The 23404-nt window shown below is 31.9% G+C and carries 25 protein-coding genes; 8 read left to right on the top strand and 17 right to left on the bottom strand.

Annotated elements, in window-relative coordinates; all coding sequences use genetic code 11:
• Nucleotides 1-407: 407 nt before the first annotated feature.
• The 7 genes from HX088_RS09030 to proS all read right to left on the bottom strand — a co-directional run bounded on the left by HX088_RS09030 (nucleotide 408) and on the right by proS (nucleotide 6997).
• Nucleotides 408-818 carry a hypothetical protein gene (locus tag HX088_RS09030; RefSeq protein ID WP_286483972.1) on the bottom strand — a complete coding sequence of 137 codons (411 nt, stop codon included), beginning with the start codon at nucleotides 816-818 and terminating at the stop codon, nucleotides 408-410.
• On the bottom strand, nucleotides 815-1582 hold the full coding sequence (locus tag HX088_RS09035) for an RHS repeat-associated core domain-containing protein (protein ID WP_498801439.1): 768 nt from the start codon (nucleotides 1580-1582) through the stop codon (nucleotides 815-817). Before HX088_RS09035 ends, HX088_RS09030 begins: the two co-directional genes overlap by 4 nt.
• Before the next feature lie 368 nt (nucleotides 1583-1950).
• Nucleotides 1951-2379, bottom strand: coding sequence for a hypothetical protein (locus HX088_RS09040; protein ID WP_188319201.1), 429 nt, complete (start codon nucleotides 2377-2379; stop codon nucleotides 1951-1953).
• Between the two features lie 57 nt (nucleotides 2380-2436).
• Complete coding sequence (locus tag HX088_RS09045; RefSeq protein WP_286483985.1) at nucleotides 2437-2739, bottom strand: transposase-like zinc-binding domain-containing protein; 303 nt, start codon at nucleotides 2737-2739, stop codon at nucleotides 2437-2439.
• Between the two features lie 447 nt (nucleotides 2740-3186).
• Nucleotides 3187-3552, bottom strand: a complete 366-nt coding sequence (locus tag HX088_RS09050) for a hypothetical protein (RefSeq protein ID WP_286483973.1) — start codon at nucleotides 3550-3552, stop codon at nucleotides 3187-3189.
• Between the two features lie 3 nt (nucleotides 3553-3555).
• Nucleotides 3556-4404 carry an RHS repeat domain-containing protein gene (locus HX088_RS09055; RefSeq protein ID WP_353619299.1) on the bottom strand — a complete coding sequence of 283 codons (849 nt, stop codon included), beginning with the start codon at nucleotides 4402-4404 and terminating at the stop codon, nucleotides 3556-3558.
• A gap of 1114 nt (nucleotides 4405-5518) precedes the next feature.
• A complete protein-coding gene (gene proS / locus HX088_RS09060) occupies nucleotides 5519-6997 on the bottom strand; it encodes a proline--tRNA ligase (RefSeq protein ID WP_188319204.1) in 1479 nt (492 codons plus the stop codon).
• Nucleotides 6998-7100: 103 nt separating this feature from the next.
• Between proS and HX088_RS09065 the strand changes: the two genes are divergently transcribed.
• Both HX088_RS09065 and HX088_RS09070 read left to right on the top strand, forming a co-directional pair.
• The gene (locus HX088_RS09065) at nucleotides 7101-8405 is read left to right on the top strand and encodes a hypothetical protein (protein ID WP_286483974.1); all 1305 of its coding nucleotides are present in this window, start codon (nucleotides 7101-7103) and stop codon (nucleotides 8403-8405) included.
• A gap of 20 nt (nucleotides 8406-8425) precedes the next feature.
• A complete protein-coding gene (locus HX088_RS09070; RefSeq protein WP_284583232.1) occupies nucleotides 8426-9817 on the top strand; it encodes an OmpP1/FadL family transporter in 1392 nt (463 codons plus the stop codon).
• An 81-nt stretch (nucleotides 9818-9898) separates the two neighbouring features.
• On the opposite strand, the gene HX088_RS09075 is transcribed toward HX088_RS09070, so the two are convergent.
• Nucleotides 9899-10651 carry a head GIN domain-containing protein gene (locus HX088_RS09075; RefSeq protein WP_188319207.1) on the bottom strand — a complete coding sequence of 251 codons (753 nt, stop codon included), beginning with the start codon at nucleotides 10649-10651 and terminating at the stop codon, nucleotides 9899-9901.
• Nucleotides 10652-10764: 113 nt separating this feature from the next.
• Between HX088_RS09075 and HX088_RS09080 the strand changes: the two genes are divergently transcribed.
• The 4 genes from HX088_RS09080 to HX088_RS09095 all read left to right on the top strand — a co-directional run bounded on the left by HX088_RS09080 (nucleotide 10765) and on the right by HX088_RS09095 (nucleotide 13375).
• Nucleotides 10765-11529: an exodeoxyribonuclease III gene (locus HX088_RS09080; RefSeq protein WP_171621866.1), complete on the top strand. Its 765-nt coding sequence runs from the start codon at nucleotides 10765-10767 to the stop codon at nucleotides 11527-11529.
• Between the two features lie 10 nt (nucleotides 11530-11539).
• Nucleotides 11540-12055 (top strand): hypothetical protein, encoded by a 516-nt coding sequence (locus HX088_RS09085; protein ID WP_260542004.1) that lies wholly within the window; start codon nucleotides 11540-11542, stop codon nucleotides 12053-12055.
• An 80-nt stretch (nucleotides 12056-12135) separates the two neighbouring features.
• Nucleotides 12136-12609, top strand: coding sequence for a GNAT family N-acetyltransferase (locus HX088_RS09090; RefSeq protein WP_286483975.1), 474 nt, complete (start codon nucleotides 12136-12138; stop codon nucleotides 12607-12609).
• A gap of 115 nt (nucleotides 12610-12724) precedes the next feature.
• Entirely contained in the window at nucleotides 12725-13375 is a 651-nt protein-coding gene (locus tag HX088_RS09095; RefSeq protein ID WP_225542175.1) for a peptidase associated/transthyretin-like domain-containing protein, read from the top strand.
• A gap of 156 nt (nucleotides 13376-13531) precedes the next feature.
• Here the strand turns inward: HX088_RS09095 and HX088_RS09100 are convergent, their stop codons facing one another.
• From HX088_RS09100 to kdsB, 9 genes are all read right to left on the bottom strand, one after another.
• Nucleotides 13532-14056, bottom strand: a complete 525-nt coding sequence (locus HX088_RS09100) for a DUF4136 domain-containing protein (protein ID WP_260541997.1) — start codon at nucleotides 14054-14056, stop codon at nucleotides 13532-13534.
• Between the two features lie 67 nt (nucleotides 14057-14123).
• Nucleotides 14124-14639 carry an NUDIX domain-containing protein gene (locus HX088_RS09105; RefSeq protein ID WP_171621862.1) on the bottom strand — a complete coding sequence of 172 codons (516 nt, stop codon included), beginning with the start codon at nucleotides 14637-14639 and terminating at the stop codon, nucleotides 14124-14126.
• A gap of 17 nt (nucleotides 14640-14656) precedes the next feature.
• Nucleotides 14657-15544 carry a site-specific tyrosine recombinase XerD gene (gene xerD / locus HX088_RS09110; protein ID WP_171621861.1) on the bottom strand — a complete coding sequence of 296 codons (888 nt, stop codon included), beginning with the start codon at nucleotides 15542-15544 and terminating at the stop codon, nucleotides 14657-14659.
• Nucleotides 15545-17128, bottom strand: a complete 1584-nt coding sequence (locus HX088_RS09115; RefSeq protein ID WP_188319210.1) for a S41 family peptidase — start codon at nucleotides 17126-17128, stop codon at nucleotides 15545-15547.
• Nucleotides 17129-17572, bottom strand: a complete 444-nt coding sequence (locus HX088_RS09120; RefSeq protein ID WP_171621859.1) for a deoxycytidylate deaminase — start codon at nucleotides 17570-17572, stop codon at nucleotides 17129-17131.
• Nucleotides 17573-17580: 8 nt separating this feature from the next.
• Nucleotides 17581-19542: a transporter-like protein gene (locus HX088_RS09125; RefSeq protein ID WP_171621858.1), complete on the bottom strand. Its 1962-nt coding sequence runs from the start codon at nucleotides 19540-19542 to the stop codon at nucleotides 17581-17583.
• A gap of 107 nt (nucleotides 19543-19649) precedes the next feature.
• Nucleotides 19650-20333: a LolA family protein gene (locus HX088_RS09130; protein ID WP_284583229.1), complete on the bottom strand. Its 684-nt coding sequence runs from the start codon at nucleotides 20331-20333 to the stop codon at nucleotides 19650-19652.
• Nucleotides 20334-20398: 65 nt separating this feature from the next.
• The gene (locus HX088_RS09135) at nucleotides 20399-20950 is read right to left on the bottom strand and encodes an HNH endonuclease (protein WP_286483976.1); all 552 of its coding nucleotides are present in this window, start codon (nucleotides 20948-20950) and stop codon (nucleotides 20399-20401) included.
• Nucleotides 20951-21095: 145 nt separating this feature from the next.
• The gene (gene kdsB / locus HX088_RS09140; protein ID WP_225542181.1) at nucleotides 21096-21839 is read right to left on the bottom strand and encodes a 3-deoxy-manno-octulosonate cytidylyltransferase; all 744 of its coding nucleotides are present in this window, start codon (nucleotides 21837-21839) and stop codon (nucleotides 21096-21098) included.
• A 199-nt stretch (nucleotides 21840-22038) separates the two neighbouring features.
• On the opposite strand from kdsB, the gene HX088_RS09145 reads away from it, so the two are divergent.
• Nucleotides 22039-22830 carry a DUF3822 family protein gene (locus HX088_RS09145; protein WP_171621854.1) on the top strand — a complete coding sequence of 264 codons (792 nt, stop codon included), beginning with the start codon at nucleotides 22039-22041 and terminating at the stop codon, nucleotides 22828-22830.
• Nucleotides 22806-23348, top strand: coding sequence for an RsmD family RNA methyltransferase (locus tag HX088_RS09150; RefSeq protein WP_260541991.1), 543 nt, complete (start codon nucleotides 22806-22808; stop codon nucleotides 23346-23348). Before HX088_RS09145 ends, HX088_RS09150 begins: the two co-directional genes overlap by 25 nt.
• Nucleotides 23349-23404: the final 56 nt, after the last annotated feature.

Below are 23404 nucleotides of genomic sequence, written 5' to 3' on the forward strand. Positions count from 1 at the left end.
TGAGTAAAATTATTTTATAGTTAATTAATTGTTTTTGTGAGTATTGTGTAAAAACAACACATTTGGAACACTACCCCTGTTTAAATAAACCAATTTTAATGATTTTAGAGCCTTGTAGAGGAGTACTTTTTTAAATTTTATTTATCTATTTCGGCACTGCTTTAAAATCAATCAATTACCCCAAAACAAACACGACTATAATAAAAATTATGTTAAGTAAACTTTTATATCTTTTCTAGTTAGGATATCCAAATGATCTGACGTAGCTACAATTCAAAACTAGAAAAGTATATAGTTTATAAAAAAACTTACAAGATAAAACACAAATCCCGCAATTGCGGGATTTGGTTATTTTAAAATTTTATTCATTAAATTTATGATATTGTTTTCTTCTTAGTTAAACTATATTAGATCAAATATTTTATTGTAAACTCATTGATTATTACAGAAAGGATAAAATTTAATATTCCAAAAAGAAAGTAAATTATAAGATTAGGTATTTTATCCATTTTTTTCAAAATAGAGTTTGTTGAAATTCGATATTCAATATCTACTGAAATTTTGTTTAAATATAGAGCAATAACTAACATCATAGGAATTGTAAAAACAATAAAAAAAGGTAGTCTTCCAAATTTATACAAAAAATCAACTATATTTAGATTATAAATTTTACCCATATTGTTAATTATTGTGGATACTAAAATAGTTACAGGGAAAGCTAATAGAAATGCTGTTGCTATTTTCTCAACTCCCTCATACTGCCTCCCTTTCTTTACCATCTTATATACCTTATAGGCTACAAAATCAAATACTATCATTTTTTATCAAAATTTTTCTCAACATAATTATACAAGCGATCACCTAAAGTAGCTTCTCCTATTGATAAAGCAAAACCACAAGGAGCACACATGGTTCCTATACCTGCTATCCCTAAGTTTACAGCTGTTCTAGTTCCTGCTGTATAATAATTTCCTTTATCAATATCATTGCCTATAGTAGCTAATGTCATAACAACACCAGCAGCACCTAAACCTCTACTCAGATTTTTTATTCCTTTGTAGGTAGAACTATTAAGTTGGCGAATACTACCTGCTTCTATAACAGTTTTATTATCAGTTAGAAAAATTCCTGCTCTAGCTTCAACAGCTTTTTCTAGATTTCTTACACCTTCACTTATTACAGAACCTGTAATACCTAATTTACCAACTTCGTCGGAGCTAACAACCTTGTCTAAAGTAGAAGATGATTCTTCTTTATTTTTAGTTACCCCTACAGGATCTGAACTAATATTATCACTCTCTGTCCATGTTCCATATTCACCAAGTGTAACAGTTGTATTCCTAGTAGTAGAATAAGTGTTATTCGTTTTTCCATCCGAATATCCATCATATCCAGCTTCAAAAGCTTGCTCTTTAGATGTTACTCCTTGTGCCCAAGTCCAAGTATCTCCTTTTCTAATCCAATCATCAGGAGCCATCCCATCGGGATCTATAAAACGTATAGGATTGTTAAACGCATAGTTGTAAGGCGAATAGCGACGCATCTTCTCCGCCAATGGATCGATGTTGAACCAACGCCCAATAGCAGGGTCGTAGTTTCGTGCACCGTAGTCGTATAAATTGAGGCTTAATTCTTCTTGTAGTTCAGCACTTCGTGCGGTATTTTCGCTAAAAGTTTACTCAAAACTTTTTTCTCTATAATCGTTGTATTTGTACTTATAATTCGCAGAACCAGAACTTGTTCCTAATCCAATGCCTATTTCCACACTTCCAATACCTCCTGTAATATCTTTCGGTGGTTTATTATACCCCTGGTGTTGTAAGCCAAACGGATAATAATGGTCTTCGTTTACGGTTTTTAATTTACTGTTTACATTGTCCCATGCATAACTTACGCGTACACTCGCTTCACTCGGGTCATTTCACGAAAAACTTTATTAAAGTTTTTCATTCATGAATCAAAATGATCGGTCATGTTGTAGACGTAATTGTAACCTACTGCTCCTGCTGTTATCGCATTGACATAACCTTCTGCTGTTGGGAAAAACTGCAATACACCATCTTTATACTGAAATCCGTCTAGATACTCTGTTGTGCTTACAGTAGTTCCGTCTGTTACAACTTTATTCAACTTTACACCTGCTCCATTGTAGGTATAATTGATCTTTTTGGTTGCATTCCAAAGAACTTCTGTAGGTAAATTTAAGAAATTATAGGTAATTCCTGCTATTCCTTTGTTTAAATCTTTGGTTAGATTCCCGTTGACATCATACGTATAATCGTTTCCTGTTTTGTTTCCATCGTTGAAGCCTAAAGTTAGAGATGAATCGGTTACCTTCTGTAACTTATTACTTTTATTTGCATTTTCATAATCATACACTGTACGTTGTCAAAATAATTTGGACACTTCTTTCTAAAAATTAAGAGAGTGTTTGGTTTATAAATTTATTATTTTTTCTTGAAAATACAACTGCCTTCTTTTTGCAATTGTTTGTTGTTTAATAATTGCTCTTTGTTCCAAAATTTTATCTGCTCTACCAAAATAAACATCCGAAGGTGTAAGGTTGTTCAAAGCCTCATAACACCTACAATTGTTATAATTTTCTACACTCGTTTTTTGACAAATTTTACATTTATAACGTTGTTTTCCGTTCTTCGTTTTTCCATATTTGATTAATTTATCAGAACAATTGGAACACATTTTTGCTTGATTTTCTATCGTAAAAGTTGATTTTGTCATACATTGTTAAAGATTAAATTGTGTTAAAATTTTCTACCAACACATCTGATACACAAACTTATCAAATGAATTGACTTTAGCTGTTTTAAACGCATAAAAATACCCAATAGTAGAGATTAGTCCACTATTGAGTAAAATTATTTTATAGTTAATTAATTGTTTTTGTGAGTATTGTGTAAAAACAACACAGTTGGAACACTACCATTCCTGAAGAAATTACGATTGAAGATAAACCCGATTTTGAAAAATTACATTTGATAAACCAATTGGATGAAGAGGATAAATCGATGATTTTTAGAATGGTGGATAAAATGCTAACCACTAAAAAATTTAAAGATTTCTTTAATAAAAATGTAGCAACTTTATAAAATAACAAAAGACAAACGTTGGTTTGCCTTTTGTACTATTGTGAGTGTGGGGTACCAACACATCTGGAACACTAACCCTTTAATAAATATCAATTCTTTCACAGAAAATTACGACATAATCTTTTTCAAATAAATCATCTGGAAAAGCAATATCTAGTTCAATGATAAATTCTCCTATCTTTATAAGATTTAAAGATTTATCTATTATTTTTCCACATAATTCGTATTCAAACAAACTTCCATTTTTTTTTACATAAAAATCTTTATTTTCTGAATAATAAATTTTTTGAGTATTGTATGTGTAAAGTTTATCATTAATTATATCACCTTCTTTTAAAGAAAATGGTTGACTAAAACATTTTAATTCAAATGTACCATCATATAAATAAACTTCAGCTTCTTGGGCATTTTTTGAAATCCAATTTATTTTATTAATAAGAACCATATTTTAAAATTTTATACCTAAACTTGGAGCTGATTTAGACAACTCTTTCGCTGTTTTTATATGGAAAGTTGTAATTTCTCCTGTAGATCTATTTAAGCCAACGAATGCATATTTTGCACTACCCGTACCTCCTATTAATTTAACAAAAGCGTTTTTCTCTGGCACAAAAATTCCATTTTGAATTACATAATTAGCGTCATTTACATAATCTTTTAGATTATAAGCTGTTTTTCCTAAGGCATCCATAACACTTTTCCCATGTTTACCAAAATGCTCAATAGCTTCATCCCCTCCAAATTTCAAAACTTTTGAAATATTATCTACAACAGGAGTTGTTTTTTGAATAATTGTACCAAATGCTTTAAACTTGGCTAACTTAAAAGCAGGAACAATAGCTATATAATCAAGTTTATCAACCTCTTTACCTCGATTTAAATCATCTAAAAGATAAACAGCTGCAATGGCAGGACTAAGCATTCCTGTGAAATCTTTTATACCTTGGTCAATATTTCTAGTAGCAGGAGTGTTATTTATTGCAGTATGTAAAGCTCTGGAATTAGCAGCAACGTTCTTATTATCATAAGGATTACTACTTCTTTTTGCGGTAACTACAACTTCAGCAAGTTGAACACAGTCACCTTTCTTACTACAATCAGTTTCTTCTACATCGTTAGGTTCGGAAGACATTCCTGTAGGGTCAATAAAGTAAACAGGATTATTAAGTGCGTAAGTAAAAGGAGAATCATCATAAAAACTTTCCGCTAAAGGATCTATATTCATCCATCTACCAATAGCAGGGTCGTAGTTTCTTGCGCCGTAGTCGTAAAGGTTTATGTTGAACTCCTCTTGCAGTTCAGCACTTCGTGCGGTATATTCGCTAAAAGTTTACTCAAAACTTTTTTCTCTATAATCGTTGTATTTGTACTTATAATTCGCAGAACCAGAACTTGTTCCTAATCCAATGCCTATTTCCACACTTCCAATACCTCCTGTAATATCTTTCGGTGGTTTATTATACCCCTGGTGTTGTAAGCCAAACGGATAATAATGGTCTTCGTTTACGGTTTTTAATTTACTGTTTACATTGTCCCATGCATAACTTACGCGTACACTCGCTTCACTCGGGTCATTTCACGAAAAACTTTATTAAAGTTTTTCATTCATGAATCAAAATGATCAGTATAATTGTACACATAATTAAATGCTGTACCATTGGTCACATTAACATATCCTTCTGCTGTTGGGAAAAACTGTAATACATTGTTTTGGTACTGAAAACCACCTAAATAATCGGTTGTAGTAATGGTAGTCCCATCTGTTACGATTTTTCTTAACTTTACACCACTTGCATCGTAGGTATAATTGATCTTTTTGGTTGCATTCCAAAGAACTTCTGTAGGTAAATTTAAGAAATTATAGGTAATTTTTGTTATTCCTTTGTTTAAATCTTCCCTTTCTTCGCCCTACCATAGTTAATTATAACAATTAGAACAGTTTTTGTTTGAGAATTTATTGGAAAATTTGTTCAATTAATTTTAATAAAAGATTGATTGAAATCGACCATAATATACTATATTTATCAATCAGCTTCAATGAATTAGAAACGCTTCTATTTTTTCAAGATTCTTTCAATTCGATTGCTTACATTCATCCTTCTATAACGCCTTTATACTACCTCTATAGTGCGTTTTTATCGCATCTATACCGAATAAATAGGGAGGTTTATTCGGTCTAAGTGGGAGGGTACTCACATAAAACGTTGAAGAATGAATACATATTACTCTAAAAAAAGGAAACTTCATTTCCAAAATATTTAAGAGTATCCAGATTCAAAGAATTTATTTTAAACGTGTTAAAAACTAAAAAAAATAGTTTTCCTACTACAGCAATTACATCAGAATAACATAAGACAAAATAAAAAAAGAAGCTATAAATAGCTTCTTTTTTTATTAGTAAGATTTAATTTTTAGTACGCTTTCGCATATAAAACTCTGTATTTTGCAGGTTTTCCAGAGAAAACATCCACTCCTTCTGTTGGTATTTCGAACGCTTGAGGAATACAACGAATAGTTGCTTTTGTTGCATTTTTCACTGCTTCTTCCGTTTCTTCTGTTCCATCCCATAAGGCAGAAACAAAACCTCCTTTTTGCTCGATAATATCTTTAAATTCTTCGAAAGTTGAAGCTTCTGTTGTATGCGTATCGCGGAAGTCTACTGCACGTTGGAATAAATTATTTTGAATATCTTCTAATAATTTTTCTACCTCTGTTGAAACATGATCTAAAGCAATAAATTGTTTTTCTAACGTATCACGGCGCGCTACCTCAACATGACCTTTTTCTAAATCTTTTGGACCTATTGCAATTCGTACAGGAACACCTTTCAGTTCGTATTCAGCAAATTTCCATCCTGGTTTCGTTTTATCATCATCATCAAATTTGATTGAAATTCCTTTCGATTTCAATTCTGACGTAAATTTATCAACCACTTGACGAATCTCTTCTAATTGTTCTTCAGTTTTATAAATTGGAACAACCACCACTTGAATTGGTGCCAATTTCGGAGGTAAAACCAATCCTAAATCGTCAGAATGAGTCATAATTAATGCCCCCATCAAACGAGTAGAAACACCCCAAGAAGTTGCCCAAACATACTCTTGTTTACCTTCTTTACTTGCAAATTTCACATCAAATGCTTTCGCAAAATTTTGACCTAAAAAGTGAGAAGTTCCCGCTTGTAAGGCTTTACCATCTTGCATCAATGCTTCGATTGTATACGTATCATCAGCACCAGCAAAACGTTCAGAATCTGATTTTCTACCTTTTACAACTGGAATAGCCATAAAATTCTCTACCACATCAGCATACACTTCCTGCATTTGTTGTGCTTCTGCAATTGCTTCTTCTTGTGTTTCGTGAGCAGTATGTCCTTCTTGCCATAAAAATTCAGCTGTTCTTAAAAATAAGCGTGTACGCATTTCCCAACGAACAACATTTGCCCATTGATTAATTAAGATTGGTAAATCGCGATACGATTGTATCCAACCTTTGTAAGTACTCCAAATGATTGCTTCGGAAGTCGGACGAACAATTAATTCTTCTTCTAACTTTGCTTCGGGATCCACGATCAATTTTCCTTTGTTATCTGGATCATTTTTTAATCGATAATGTGTAACAACTGCACACTCTTTTGCAAAACCTTCTGCATTTTTTTCTTCGGCCTCGAATAAACTTTTAGGAACAAATAAGGGGAAATAAGCATTTTGATGACCAGTTTCTTTAAATCTTTTGTCTAGTTCTGCTTGTAGTTTTTCCCAAATAGCATATCCGTATGGTTTAATCACCATACAACCTCTAACCTTCGAATTTTCAGCTAGATTCGCTTTTACAACAAGCTCATTGTACCACTTAGAATAATCCTCAGCACGAGTTGTTAATTTTGCCATAATCTTTTATATTTGTTGATAAGTTTCGTATCTTTACTTGGCATTATTATTGCCATTAAATTTATGCAAATTTAATTATTACAAACGATGTAAATTTATAATTATGAACAAAGTTTATAAAATTTCTAATAAAATTTCTTCAACTACTCTATTACTGGTAGCCGCGTTAGGAATTTCTTCTTGTTCGACTTATCAACCAAGTGGTTACGAAAGCGACGGTGTTTATTACAACCCGAAAACAGATAAAACATATCAACAAGCTCAACCACAAGACGATAATGAACAAGATAATCTTGGAGAAATAAAAATTGGTAGTCCATACTTTGATGCCGAAGGAAATGGAGCAGAGCAATTTTATTACCAAGATGATTTGGATAGTACACAAAATGGCACTTCTGAAAAATCGACAACAAAAGTTAAAATTAACGGATACGATTTAGGTGGATACAACTATTTCGGAAACAATGATTATACGCTTTCACTAAGCGGAACTAACAGTTATAATTGGGGAAGAAATGACGGTGTAGAAATTAACATTTGGAACAACTATCCTTGGTACAGCTATGGCTGGGGTGGATTTTATAATCCATATCATTGGGGTTATTATAACCCTTGGTATGGCGGATGGTACGGAAATGGATTTGGGATCTCATTCGGTTGGGGTTGGAGCAGCCCTTGGTACAATGGTTACTACGGATGGGGTTGGAACAGACCTTACTATTCAGGATATTATGGATGGAATAATTGGTATGGATATCCTGGTTACTATGGTAATGGATATTATGGATACTATCGTCCAAGAGGGATTTATTCTCAGCCAGGATATAGAAACGGAGGTCGTTTTAATAACTCAATCAATTCAACACGTCCAATAGGAAGTTACGGAAGAGGAAATGTCTCTAACGGAATTCGACCTTCAAGAGTTAGTAATATTAACGGTTCTGCAACTCGTCCTACTCGTGAAGTGAGACCAGGAAGTACAAGTACTGTTCGAGAAACTCGTCCAACAAGAGAAGTTAGACCTTCTGTTAATCAAGGACAAAATAACACAACTCGTCCAACTCGTGAAGTAAGACCAACGATCAATCAAGGACAAATAAACAATACACGTCCAACAAGAGAAGTTAGACCTTCTGTTAATCAGGGACAAAATAACACAACTCGTCCAACTCGTGAAGTAAGACCAGCTCAAACACAGCAACCAACATACAACACAAGACCAACGAGAGAAGCACAACAATATCAACAACCAAGTAGAAGTTACGACAGAGGAAGTATGAATAACTCTCGTCCTTCATACTCAACTCCCGCTCCAAGTAGAGGAAGTAGCATGAGCAGCGGAAGCATGGGAGGTGGATCTCGTGGAAGCATGGGAGGCGGAGGCTCTCGTGGTGGAGGAAGAAGATAATTTGATTTAGATAATTAATAATGAAAAAAATAATTACAAGCCTTTGCACCTTAATTGGTGCATTTGCTTTTGCACAACAAGGTACAGGTTACGACACTCAGTACTCTACAAACGCAATTAATTTATACTCTCAAGATATCAATAGTGGAAATGCCAAATATATTGGTGTTGGTGGAGCTGTTGGAGCTTTAGGAAGTGATATAAACTCTGTAGAACAAAACCCTGCAGGATTAGGTGTTGCAATTAATTCTGATGTACAATTTACAGCTGGAGTTTCTACATTTAACAACACAACTACTTTTGGAACAAAAATAAAAGAATCTGATAGTAATTTTGATTTTCAACAATTCGGAGGAACATTTGTTTTCGAAAACCCTGGTTCTAAATGGAACAGGTTTTCTGTTGGAGTAGCTTTTCTTAATCAACGCTTAGACAATTATTCAACAATTGGCACGAACGAAGGGATTAAGTTTACTGATCCTGATGGAACTTTTAATGGTTACATTAAAGATATTGACGGATACAAATCTAAATTCTCGGTTAATTTAGGTACAAGTTATGATGATAAAATCTATTTAGGTGCAGGATTAAATTTTCATGAAACAAATTATTCAGGATTTGAACAATATGCCGAACGTGATGATAACAATGGTCAAACCTATGTTTATAACGCAGATGGCGCACCTTATAGTGAAATAGGACAAGGCTTTTCGTTCTCTTTAGGAGCTATTTACAAAGTGAACCACAATGTACGTTTAGGAGCAGCTTATCATTCTCCTGTTTGGTACAATGTTGCTGAAGATTATTATGCTGCAAACTTTAACAATGATGGAGCAGTTGATTCTTACTATATGTATTCTTCAGATTATGACATGACTCGTGGTGGACGTTTAGTAGGAAGTTTAGGTTTTGTTGTGGGTAAAAACTTATCAATTGGTGCTGATTATACGTACCACATGAATAACGACACAAAATTAAAACCTTCTCAATATTTCAATAATACAAACAACTTCATCAATCATTTTGTAAAGAACTCGAGCGAAGTTAGAGTTGGTGCAGAGTATCGTGTAGATCGTTTCAAAGTAAGAGCCGGATACAACTATGTCACTTCTCCTTACAAAGATTTCTCTATCGATTTAGCAAATGAAAACAATGTGGTAACAAACGCTGCTGTTTTATCTAAAGCTTTTCAAGGAGATATTAACCGTGCAAGTTTTGGTTTAGGATACGATTTTAGAGGATTCTATATTGATGCTGCTTATCAATACCAAACTCAAAAATACCAACAGTTAATAGGTGGAACAGATTATATTGACACAAGCTACAATTTTGTTTCTTTACCTAATACGTATGCACCAAAAGTTAAATTAGACAACAATTTATTCTTGTTAACATTAGGTTGGCAGTTTTAATATAAAACATTTAAAAACATAAAAAAATCGGATAAAATTCATCCGATTTTTTTATGCTAATATTTTACATTTATAAAAGACTTACATCTTTTTTATTGAAGACATTCCAGAAGTACTTACTTTCGTTTTCAATCCATTTTCATCTACATAGCGAACAGAACTTGCTCCAGAACTATCGGCAGTCAAGCTATTCACAGCCCAAACAGTTGTTGAACTTGCACCAGAACACTCTACTGTTACATTTGCAGCTTTAAGCTCTTTTCCAATAAACGATGATGCTCCCGAAACAGAGATGTTTAAATCCTGTACATTTCCAGTAATTTTCATGCTTGAAGCGCCAGAATTATCAACAGAAATAGAATTAGAAACTACATCTAATTTCAAATTACTTGCTCCCGATAAATCTACTGCTAATTTTTCTACTTTTTGGGTTGGAATAACGGTTACATTCGTTGCACCAGAAAGATTGAATGAACGTAATTTTTTATGTGGAAAGTTAACTTTAATCGTAGCATTTTTCAGATTAACAGTACCTTTAATTTTAATCACTAAAATACCTTTTTCTACTTCGGTTACAATTCTATCCAATATATTATCTGGGGCTTCAACAGAAATTTCGCCATCATAATTACCATCAGAAACCGTTACATTTATTGCACTACTGACATCAATTCCTTCAAAAGAAGAAATTTTTCGTATCTCTTTGATCGTATTATCACTTGCTTCTGCGCGATCTAAATAATTAGAAGCAGGAGATTTAGAATTTAAATCTACCGAACAACTCGCTAATCCAAACGAACTGACTATTAAAATAGGAAGAACAATGTATTTCATATTGATGCTTTTTATTATTAAGACGTATTAATTTCTAAAAAGTTACAAAAAATATTCACTTTATTTATCATTCTAAATCAATCCGTCATAAATATTTATTAATTTCGCTTTCTATGAAAATCATCAGTTACAATGTAAATGGAATTCGCGCTGCGATAACCAAAGGTTTGGTTGATTGGTTAGAAGCCGCACAACCAGATGTTTTTTGTATTCAAGAAACAAAAGCGATGCAAGAACAAGTAGACACAAAACCCTTCGAGGATTTGGGCTACCATATTTATTGGCATGCTGCAGAGAAAAAAGGATATAGCGGTGTCGCAATTTTTTCTAAAATAAAACCTAATCACGTACAAATCGGAACTGGAATAGATTATATTGACAGAGAAGGACGTGTTTTGAGGCTTGACTTTGACAATGTTTCCGTCATTAGTTTATATTTACCAAGTGGAACTAATATTGATCGATTAGATTTTAAATTACAGTTTTGTGATGATTTTAAGGATTACATCAAAGAGCTTAAAATATCACATCCTAATTTAGTAATTTGTGGTGATTACAACATCTGTCACGAAGCAATTGATATTCATGATCCTGTTCGTAACGCAAAAGTTTCGGGATTTTTACCCATCGAAAGAGAATGGATGTCAGCTTTTATTGATGAGTGTAACATGATTGATTCTTTCCGATATTTTGTAAAAGAACCTCATCATTATTCATGGTGGTCTTATCGAGCAAATTCTCGCAACAATAATAAAGGTTGGAGAATAGATTACAATATGGTAAGTACTACTTTAGAAGAAAAAATGACGCGTGCTACAATTCTACCAGATGCAAAGCACTCGGATCATTGTCCTGTTTTATTAGAGTTAGACGTTTAAGATTATAGAAATGAAAAAAATTGTACTTTGTTGTTTTACCCTTTTCGCAATTACAAGTTGCGTACCTCAGAAACAACACCAAGAATTAGAAATTAATTACTACAAAGCTTTAGACGATCAGTCGAATACATCGAAAGAGTTGAAATTAGCAAATCTTAAAATAGAAACTCTTGAAAAAGATTTAGCTAAAACGAAGAGTGAGTTGCACATCAAAGATACCGCTTTATCGAATGCGCAATCTATGATTAGAATTGCTCAAAAAGAACACGATACGAATTTGCAAGAATTGTATTCAGCTTTAAATAGTACTGGAGAAAAATCTAAACTTTTCTATGCGCAATTAAACGAAAAAGAAAAGCAAGTTGCCGAATTAACGCAAAAAGTAAACGATTTAGAAGCTAAGATTGATCAAAAAGATACAGAAATTTTCAATCTAAAAAGACAAATCTTGACATTGGAGATTAACCAAAAAGTTTCGGAAGCAACAGCTACACCTCCAAAAACTAAAACACCGAATAAAAAGTAACTATAAAAGTCTTATCTGAATTGGTAAGACTTTTTTTATTCTCTAAATCGAATTAACTTTGCATCAACTAAAACGTTTTAATGAAAGTTATTTGCGAAACAAAAAGTTTGGTATTACGAGAGTTTTTCGAAATTGATGCATTCGAATTATTTCAATTAAATTCGGACAAAGAATTGATGAAAATCGTTAATGAAAAACCTTATAAATCTGAAGACGAAGCAAAGTTTTTTATAGAAAGCATGGAAAAACATTACCAAGAGCATGGTTTTGGTCTTTGGGGTGTGCATGAAAGAAAGAGCGGACGATTTGTTGGATGGGGCGGTTTACGACAAACTAAATATGGTCCTGTTATTAACATTCGTTTGAAACGTAAATTTCAAAACAAAGGTTATGGAACAGAAGTGCTAAATGCTATTGTAGATTACGCAAAAAATGAATTAAAATTGGATAAAATTGCTGCTAAAGCTAATGCGAATCAACTTGAAACATTGAAACTATTACAACAATCTAAACTTCAACAATCAGAGGAAAACGAATTGATTTTCAATTTATAAATAAAAAAATCTCTATTAATCACGAATTAGTATAAGTTAATCAGTTTTACATAAACATATAACGAAATTAAAAAAATTATAGTATTTTTAAAATTAATTAAAAATCATAATGATTATGAAAAACACTTTATTAATTGGAGCTTTTCTACACCTTAGTTTTTTTATTAATGCTCAATATGTTGAACCCGAAAAATCTGTAAAGGATGCTCAATTAAAAAAGCAAACTGAGATTATTACTCAACCCAAAACAAAATTTGATTCTATAGCCACTAAAAATATGCTCGCAATTGGTAATGGAAAAATTACTGGAGTTGCATTTACAAGAGCACGATCTAATTCTCATTTTGGTCTTAAAACAGGAAATAAAATATATGCAAATAAAATCAAAGTAATCTTATTTCCTGTAACACCTTATTTTAATGATTACTATACCTTATGGAAAGATAAAGCTAAACATAATCCAAAAAAAAATAGATTTGTTTATATGGAACCTGCTGCTTACAGATATAGAATAGAGGCTATTACCAATAGTAGTGGAGAATTTACATTTCCGAATATGAAACCTGGTAAGTATTATTTATATGGAACTTTAAATTATACTACAACTTTTTCAGGAAATCAATATACTGGAAGTGCATATAACGGATATGGAGGTAGAACAGATTATTATAAACCTTATGAATATTATAAAAATAGTAGCGAATTTCTTGAGTTATTTGTAGAAGTTAAATCTGACGGAGAAGAAGTAAAAGTTAAGCTAAAATGATATTGATAATTCGATCCTTGAATTAAATCATTTAAAAGAAGAAGTCTCACAACTTAATGATGTTAGGTAAAAATCTTCTATTTAAAACTTTTCTCAGATTGGAGTCTAAGAAAAAACACAAAAGAGACTGTTTTCTCAAATTGTGATACAGTCTCTTTATTTCTTTTTCGGTGGAAACTTTTGTAATAACTTGGTAACCCCTTTATGTATATTTGCTGCACGCGTTTCTGGAGAAGCCTTTAAAGGCATTTGAATTTTAAGTGTTCCTTCCCACACCAATCGACCAGCATTAGTCATCGAAATCATAAAGTTTTGATTCAACTTCTGTGACATGATCGGAATCCCGACAGAAACTCCTCCACCAAAACCGTAACCACCTGTTCCCATACCGATACCTACATTAGAATTTTGTTGTGTCGAAACAAATTCTTCTGGTTTAATATCAACCATTAAATTCCCTTCATTGGTTTTCTGAAAACCTCTATACAACATTCCTTTTTCGATTGAAGAAAATAATCGAGCAGAATCTAAATCATTTAAACCTAAATTCACTGATTGAGAAAACGTATAGGTCTTGTTCTGTTCAAAGTTAAAATTTCGATCATAATCAACCGCTACATTTTGCGTACTACATGAAACTATTGTTAGGAAAATAGCACTTAATAAAAGTATTTTATTCATTGTTTATTTTTTTAAGATGTGAAGCTGAAATATTATTTTTAAATGTTTCAATATCACATTATGTTAGTTATTTCAAAGAATTTATATACGTTTCAACTACTTTTCGTAATGAATCAAAACCGATATCACTTAAATTAATATCCTTAATAGCAATCCACTTTACAGCTGCAATTTCTTCTTTTTCAAGAATAATATCTTCGTCAGGAAAATCAGCAATAAAAGCTAAATCACAGGTCTTATAAGGGATTCCCTTGTATTCGTAATCATTGGGTTGCGAAATAAAATAGTTGAATTTTTCGATTGGAATTGTAATTCCTAACTCCTCCTCTATCTCGCGCTGGCATGTTCTTTCTGCCGATTCATCAGGATCTGTAAACCCTCCTGCCAAATCTAACATTCCTTTCTTTGGCTCTTTATTACGAACGGTAAATAAAATCTTATCTTCTCTTATTAGAATAACTGCCACAGCCGCAGCTACGTTTTGATAATAAACTAAATCGCAGTTGTTGCATGTCATTTTTCTAAAATCAAAGTGATTGATTGCATGTCCACAGTTAGGACAAAATTTGAATGATTTTATCATCTTATTTAGGTTGATGGTTATTTATTTCTTGGATGAAATTTGATAATCGCATCTCGAATAAATTCTTGATCAACATGCGTATAAATTTCTGTCGTCGTAATACTTTCATGTCCTAACATCAGCTGAATTGCACGAAGATCTGCTCCATTTTTTAATAAATGAGTGGCAAAAGAATGACGAAATGTATGTGGACTAATTGTCTTTTTAACTCCAGCAATTATCGACAATTCTTTTACAATTGTAAAAATCATAACACGTGTTAAATTTTTCCCTCGTCTATTTAGGAATAAAAAATCTTCGTATCCAACCTGAATAGGAATATGAATACGAATACTATCCTTGTACAAGTTAATATATTTTATCGTATAATCGCTTATCGGAACAAGTCTTTGTTTGTTTCCTTTTCCTATGACACGAATAAAACCATCGTCAAAAAAAAGATCAGAAATTTTAAGATTAATCAATTCCGAAACACGCAAACCACAACCATATAACACTTCTATAATAGCACGATTTCGCTGTCCTTCTGGTTTTGATAAATCAATTACTTCGATCATTTTATCAATTTCTTTTTCTGATAGTACATCAGGAAGTTTCATTCCTATTTTTGGTGTTTCGAGTAAAGAAGTTGGATTATCTTCTCTAAAATCTTCGAGTTGTAAGTAACCAAAGAAACTTTTCAGGCCAGATATTACACGTGCTTGCGAACGAACGCTATAATCGCTCGAGGCAAAATCGTGCACAAAATCCCTCAAATCATCTTGTGAATAATCTAATGGTTGTTTATCCGAATAATTAATTAATTTTTGAATATCGCGTAGATAACCTTCAATCGTATTGTCAGAAACTCTTTTTTCTAATTTCAGATACATTTGATAGTCATACAAAGCATCTTTCCACAGCATTTACTTCGTTATTTTTTCAAGTTCAAAAATACGCTTTATCATTTCATCTTCGGGCATCCAAACTTGATAAAATGCACGCGAACCATATAAACTACCTGCGATTGTTGCTTTCATATAGTTATCAACAGTTGTTGAAAACACAGGATTGAACTCATTAGAAGGAATTCCTAAAACACCTAAAAACTCATCTCTATACATTCCGGCACTAAAATATTTTAGAAAAATCGCCTCGTTATGAAACATAAAGAAATCGCGAATTGAATAGATTTTTTTAAATAAAAAATCATTAAAATAATTGGAGTCTTGGTTATAATACAGCCAATTTGCTACAGAATTTGTATCTAAAGCAACAAATTCGTCAGGTATAATTCCACCGCCACCATACACTTTTTTACCAGATGGCGCTGTAAACTCTAACTCTTTATTGATTTTGATTGAATCTTTATTGTATAGCTCTCCTGACTTCAATCGTTTGTATAAGTCATCGCTGTATTTTGCTGTTTTCTTATCGAATGGTTTTTGGATAGATCGTCCCGAAGGTGTGTAATAATTAGCAACCGTTAACCGAACTTTTGTGTCATCACCTAAATTAATTTCGCGCTGCACCAAACCTTTACCAAAAGAGCGACGCCCCACAATAATTCCTCTTCCATAATCTTGTAAAGCTCCTGCAACAATCTCACTCGAAGAAGCCGAATTTTCATCCATTAAGACATAAATTTTACCTTCTTCAAAAAGACCTTTATTGGTTGCGTAAATGTATTTTTTTCGTTTTTGTTTGTCTTGTGTATAAACAATCAATTCATTTTTAGTCAGAAACTCATCCGCTATTTCTTCTGCAATATGCATTAAACCACCAGGATTACCTCGTAAATCGAATACCAAGGTTTGCATCCCTTGATCTAACAAATCATTTAAACCTTGATGAACTTCTTTAGCCGAATTTTCAGAAAAACGGGTTAATTTTAGATACCCAATTTCGTTTGTCAACATATGTTTTCCTGTAACAGTTGGCAACGGAACAATTGTCCGTTTTATCGAAATTGTAAGAGGTTTCTCCTCTCTAATCACAGAAAGTTTAACCTCAGTCCCTTTTTTACCTTTCAATAGATTTTCTATCGTTTTGTTATCTTTACCGATTAACGACTGATTGTCTGCAGCTATTAATTGATCCCCAAATTGAAGTTTTCCAAAATTTGAAGTTCCAGGTAAAGTTCGTTCGATTACAATTGTATCATTCAACATTCGAAATTGCACACCAATCCCTACAAATTCACCTTTCAATTGTTCTTCAGCCTTTTGTACAGAAGCTTTGTCTATATATTTGCTGTGAGGATCTAATTTACCAACCATGTAGTTGATTGCATCATCCACTAAACTATCCGAATTAACATCGTTTACATATTCGTTGTCTATCAAAGAAACTAATCGACGAATTTTCTGTTCATTATCCGAATATTGCAAACCTACAATATCCTTGTTTTCATCGAACGCAAAGTCGTATTTTTTCCCAACCATAAATCCGATCAAGAAAATAATCAGTACGATTAATACGACATTAATAACTTTGAAAAAACTTCTCATTTACTTGTATAATTCTTCTTCTGTAATCTGTTGAATTGTTATTCCTGCTTTTTCTAAAAAATCTAACCCTGAAAGGTCTTTATATTGTTGAATGTAGACAATACGCTTTATACCTGCCTGTAAAATCAATTTGCTACAATCTGTACAAGGCGAAAGAGTAATGTACAAAGTTGCTCCTTCAGCAGATTGAGTTGACGTTGCACATTTCAGAATTGCATTTGCTTCAGCATGCAGAACATGCCATTTGGTGTTTCCTGCTTCGTCTTCACATTTGTTCTCGAATCCACTTGGTGTACCATTATAACCATCAGAAATAATCATTCGATTTTTAACAATAATTGCACCAACTTTTTTGCGTTCGCAATAGGATAAATTTGCCCACTCAAAAGCCATTTTAAGATAAGCTTTATCGTATCGTAATTGTTTGTCTAAATTTGTTTCCATCTTTCAGCTTATACTTCTTCTTTTCTTTTTGTCCAAAGAGGTGGAACAAAAAATGGGAGAGGATTACGAATAAATGCTTTTATAGTGTGTGCAATCATCGTAAAAATTTTATAAAAAGGAATATTATTTGATCTCATTGCCATCAACAGTGAAAATGTAAAACTCACCAAAAAGTTACACCAACCTACCATAAAGATTGCAATAAAACCAATAATCATAGGTCCAATATCAAAATGATATCCCATTCCTCCAATTCCGATTGCAAAGTTTCCTGAAACGAATGTAATATGTCGAATATCGAAAGGTTGTCCAGTGAAATCACCTATCAAAAAAGCACATCCCATCATAAAACCGAAAGCTACATTTCCGACCACTCCACCCAAATTTTTCTCAAACCAATTCGAAATTCTTCTTCTTCTACGTTCCGAGAATGATTTTTTTAGAATAGGATGATTGTAAATACGTTCAGGAATATTATGAAAGCGTTGACTGTTAATCGTCATTCCTGAAATTAATCCAGAAAGGAACAAGAAAACACCTGCTATAGCTCCAAAATAGAAAATATGCCAATCCATTATCACTACTTCTTCCCAATAATGATAAGCCTTAGAATACTTAATTACCTCGAAGCCTAAAATTTGATTCAACAAATAAAAAATCCCCAATGAAACTACGAAACCTGCTACAACATTTCCTAAAAAAGCAATCATTTGGCTTCTTACCAATTGTGCAAATAAGGTTGTAAAATCTTTGACATTTAGCTCCGATCCTGAGGTTGGCACGAGCGCACGAGCAAGTCGGGCAGCAGTCATAGAAGGTTGCTTTGTAGCCAGTGTCATATGAGTAAGGTAAATTGTACAAAAACCGACAGCGTAATTTATACTAAAGAAAAATGCTTTAAATAGCGGTGAAGTGTCAGGTATATTCCCTATTCCTGTTTTAATAAAACACAAAAAAGAAACGATTAAACCTCCACCACAAGCCGTCCAAAACATTTTATTGTATTCTTTGGCTGTTTGCGTGATATACTTCTCGCCTGTTTTTCCATTATGATAAGTTACTAAAAACGTAATCAAATATACCGTAGAACTCAATTGATTGCTCATAAAATTCTTTGGCGCATAAAACTCAACCCATTTCTTAGTAGCAAAACTGTAAAAAGAAATCAAACCATGAAGCTTTAACTCATTGAAACTATTAAGTATTATTTGCAAACGTGCCAATTGTTGTTGCAAACGATTTATCTTTGAAGCTACTTTCAAGGAGATTCCTTTGTAATCTTTTTGAGTTAAAATGTCATTTAACAAATGTTTACATTTGGAAATACTTTCTTTAATTTCTAACATATCAAATCCAGCTTGTGGACTTTCAATAATGTTACTAATTTGCATTGAAAGTTTAGAGAATGGATTGTTCAAATAATTTACTTCATTACTATAACGCATCATTTCTTTGTCCGAAAACCCTCCCGTAATACGAACTGTAAGAATAGAAATAGCTTGTAAAAGTTGGTTTTGTATATTATTGGTATTCCCTTTAAAATTTTCTATTTCAACGTCTTGATACAAGACTTCGAAAAGTTTTTTCCATCGATCACGAGGAATTATTCGAATTGCTTGTAGATTTTTTGAATTGTAAAAAATTTCGTTCACAACAGAAGTCAATTCATTGTTATCCTCGATATCTGGCAAAAGCGAATCCATAATTTTTTTACGAAAAATAGAAAATAAATTATCTTCTAAATGAATTCCACTGTCTACTAAATAGCTTACGATATTAATTTTTCCGAATGTTTTTTGAAGTTCCTCTCGAAAAATTAAACGATAAGTTGAGTTATTTTGAAGTTTTGAGATTAAATCATCGATAAAAGAAATTGAATCTGGATAATCTTTTCTTGCTTTTTCTAATAACCTTAGTAAAAACCTCTTCTCGTATTTTCTATTTTGATCAAATATAGAGTCTAAAGCCATATTTTAATTTCTTCTTTAAGAGTACAAAAATAAAAAACTTATGTTACTAAGTTGTATAAATTAATCGAAATAAAAAAGTGATCCTTTGTTACGAATCACTTTTTTAGTTAGAATTTAAAATGTTTCTTATCAATGGCTGGATTAATTTTAATATCATTGAATTTTATGATATACTCTCCTCCTTCGGTAGGTTTTCCAACCACTTTTGTTGCAAAGGATAATCCATTGAATGTTTTAAAATTAGAGTAATAAAGTGTTTCTTCCTTATTCTTCTCCATTACAATTTCGTAAGAATTTTTATCAAAACAATAAACTGTTGAATTTGTATTTTTGGTTAATTCAACTTTATAACAGCTATTATTTTGATCATATTTATCTATACCTAAGTATTTTACCTTAAATCCTTTTTGTTTATACTTTAAAATATCCGAATCAAAAGAGTCTGGTTTATAATTTTTTACAGCTACATTTTTCTTTGCAACTTCACTATAAGTCCACCCTATTTTGCCATCATAACCTTCATTTAATATTTCTTTTCCGTTCATCACAAAAACCACTTTCTTGTTGTATGGTCGTTGGTGATAAACAATCATAGGATAAGAATCTCCTACATTAATGATGACTTCTCCTTTTAGGATAATACTATTCAAATTATTCCAAGCTGCTTCTCCTCCTGTTTTCTGAATATGATTTTCAATAATTTGTTCTGCTTCTTGTGCGTATGTTGCTACAGAAAATAACGAAATCATAAGCATACTAAATGTCAATTTCAACATAAGAACTTTTTTCATTTTTTTTGAATCTGTTGAACAAGATATAAAAACTAATTTAAAGTTCTATTATGAGAGAATGGTTTTTAGTCTTTTTTAACTTCTATATGTGACCAGTTTTCACCTCTTAAAATACGGTAAACTTGTCCTTGAGAAATATTAAATTGTTTGGCTAAAGTAGAAATTTTAGTCTTTCTATTAGGATCGAGTAATTTCTTTTTCAAACGAATTACTTGTGCTTCTGTTAATTTACTATTCGGAATGCTGTCTAAACGAGAACGTCCCTTCATCATTCTAAATAAATGTTTGTTATGCTCTTTCCATTCTTCCAACGTTGCCCATTGCAAATTATTCAATGCATTGTTTAATTTATTATGGTCTAAATGAACGACATATTCTTTATTTTCTTTATTAGGCAAAAAAGTTTCCGCTACCATTTTGTGGACATATTTTGCTGTACGTTTTCCGTCTGCTTTTGTTACCCAAATTGCGCGATAACCATTATTGATAGCTCCTTCTAAAATTTTATATTTATCTTGTCCTGTGTATAATTTTTTAACAAGACCATCTTTTGATACCAAGAAAGATCTTTTTTCAATTAATCCTTCTGCTTCGTATTCTTTCCATGAATCACTCATAATCACTATTTTAACTTATTTCTTCATTTTACAACAACATTCATACCGAAATAATTATTTTAAAGTTAATTAACTTAATTATTTCATTTTCATCAATCAGAATAGTCGATTTGAGTGCAAATATAACGGATAATAACGAGTTAGATTATTTTTTAACAATAACGGATAAATATTCTTTTGCACGTTCTAAATCTTCAGGTGTATCAATTCCAACTCCAATTGATTCTGTTTCGATTACTTTGATTTTCATCCCATATTCTAAGTAACGCAATTGTTCCAATTTTTCTGCTTTTTCATTTTGACGCATTGCTAATTTAGAAAAATTCAATAAAGCATTCTTTCTAAACGCATATATTCCTAAATGACGAAAATAATTTGGTGTAAAATTGGATTCGCGAGCAAATGGAATCGCTGAACGAGAGAAATAAAGTGCAAAATCATTGATATCCGTTACCACTTTTACAAAGTTTGGATTATTGATTTCTTCTTCTTCCGAGATTGACTCTTTTAATGTCGCTACATCTACAGTTTTTCCTATTTCTCCATCAAAAGAAGAAAGAATATCAGCCAACGCTTTTTCATTAACAAATGGTTCGTCACCCTGAACATTCAAAATAATATCGCATTCTATATTTTCGATAGCTTCGGCAATTCGATCACTTCCAGTTTCGTGTTCTTTAATGCTCATAATTGCTTTCCCTTGATGGTTTACAATTTCATCAAAAATCAATTTAGAATCTGTCACCACAAAAACATCATCAAACAAATTGGTTGCCACAACATTTTCGTAAGTCATTCGAATGACAGTTTTATTACCCAATTGTTGCATCAATTTCCCAGGAAAACGAGAAGCTGCATATCGTGCTGGAATAACGGCTATTTTTTTCACTATTTTTTATTTCAAATTTCTGTAAATTTAAGTAGATTCGGCTGAAATGCATTTTTAATCAACAAAATAATTGTAGTATCTTTACAGAAATAAATTTTCTGTATGAAGATTGCTTTCAAAATTTTGTTATTTTTGATTTCATTAGGATTGATTTTCATCTTAATCAGCGAGTTAAAAATTCAAGGATAAAGAAAAATTTATGTCAAAACCAACTCAACGTTCGTTAGCGATTTTATTATCACACGATATGCTTAGTTATATTACCAAAACAACCGACGGAATATCGACTTCGTATTCGGATGTGTATGACTATTCGGTGGATTTTACAAATCTTAACAAAACGGAGATTGAAATTGAACATGAATTGCGTTCTAATTTGACTCTATTGCAAGAATACGACCATGTGCACATTTGTTTTTTATCGACTACAATCAATGTCGTTCCCTCACATCTTTCGCACAAGCCTTTCGAAGATTTGTTATCTCTTTCGGATTATAGTCCTATCAAATTAGCAATTGATTGTCCATTAGAAAATGTAGATGCTTCTATTGTATACAACATTCATTATCCGTTAAAAGATATTTTGCTTTCTTTACCCAATTTGCAAAATGCTCGCTTGTATCATTCGGGCAAATTCTTGATTGATTATGGGTTGATTAATTCGAAAAACAATGAAGTTTACATCAATTTGATGCACCAAAAATTAGAAGTTTGTGTGTTAAGCAATGGAGAATTTATTTTTTATAATCTATTTGAAACAAAAACGAAAGAAGACTTTTTGTTTTACATTTTGTACACATTAAATCAATTAAATATTAGTTCAAACGAAGTTTCATTATATGCTTTTGGAGACGTTTTAACTTCACCAAATTACTACGAAACCTTAAAAAAATATGTTCGTCATATTTCGTTTAACGAAGATGATAAACAACTTGGACAATATTTTACATTATATAAATTATTCGAATGCGAATCATTTCAGGAACATTAAAAGGAAAACGAATCACTGCACCAAACAATTTACCGGTGCGCCCTACAACAGACTTCGCAAAAGAAGCTTTATTTAATATATTAAACAACGAATGGTATTTTGATGAAATTACTGTGCTGGATTTATTTTCAGGAATAGGTGGTATTTCATTAGAGTTTGCTTCTCGTGGAGCTAAGAAAGTAACTTCTGTAGATAACTTCTATGGTTGTGTAAAATTCTTAGACGAAACGGCTAAACAATTAAAATTAGATGATATCATTACAACTGTAAAAGGTGATGTTTTGAAATATTTAGATAAACAACCTATCAAAAAGTTTGATATTATTTTTGCTGATCCACCCTACGATTTAGATGAAGAAGCTTACAAAAAAATTCCTGATTTGGTAATGAACAACCAATGGTTAGAAGAAGGAGGAAATTTTGTATTAGAACATCCTTCTAATATTTCTTTTGTAGATCATCCAAATTTTATACAACACAAAAAATACGGAAACGTACACTTCTCTTTTTTCGAGTAAGACAAAAAATCTTAAAATATTTATCAAAATCGACTAATAGATGACATCTATCAGTC

This window comes from Empedobacter sp. 225-1 (assembly GCF_030328185.1).
In the GTDB taxonomy this organism is placed as follows: Bacteria; Bacteroidota; Bacteroidia; order Flavobacteriales; family Weeksellaceae; genus Empedobacter; species Empedobacter stercoris.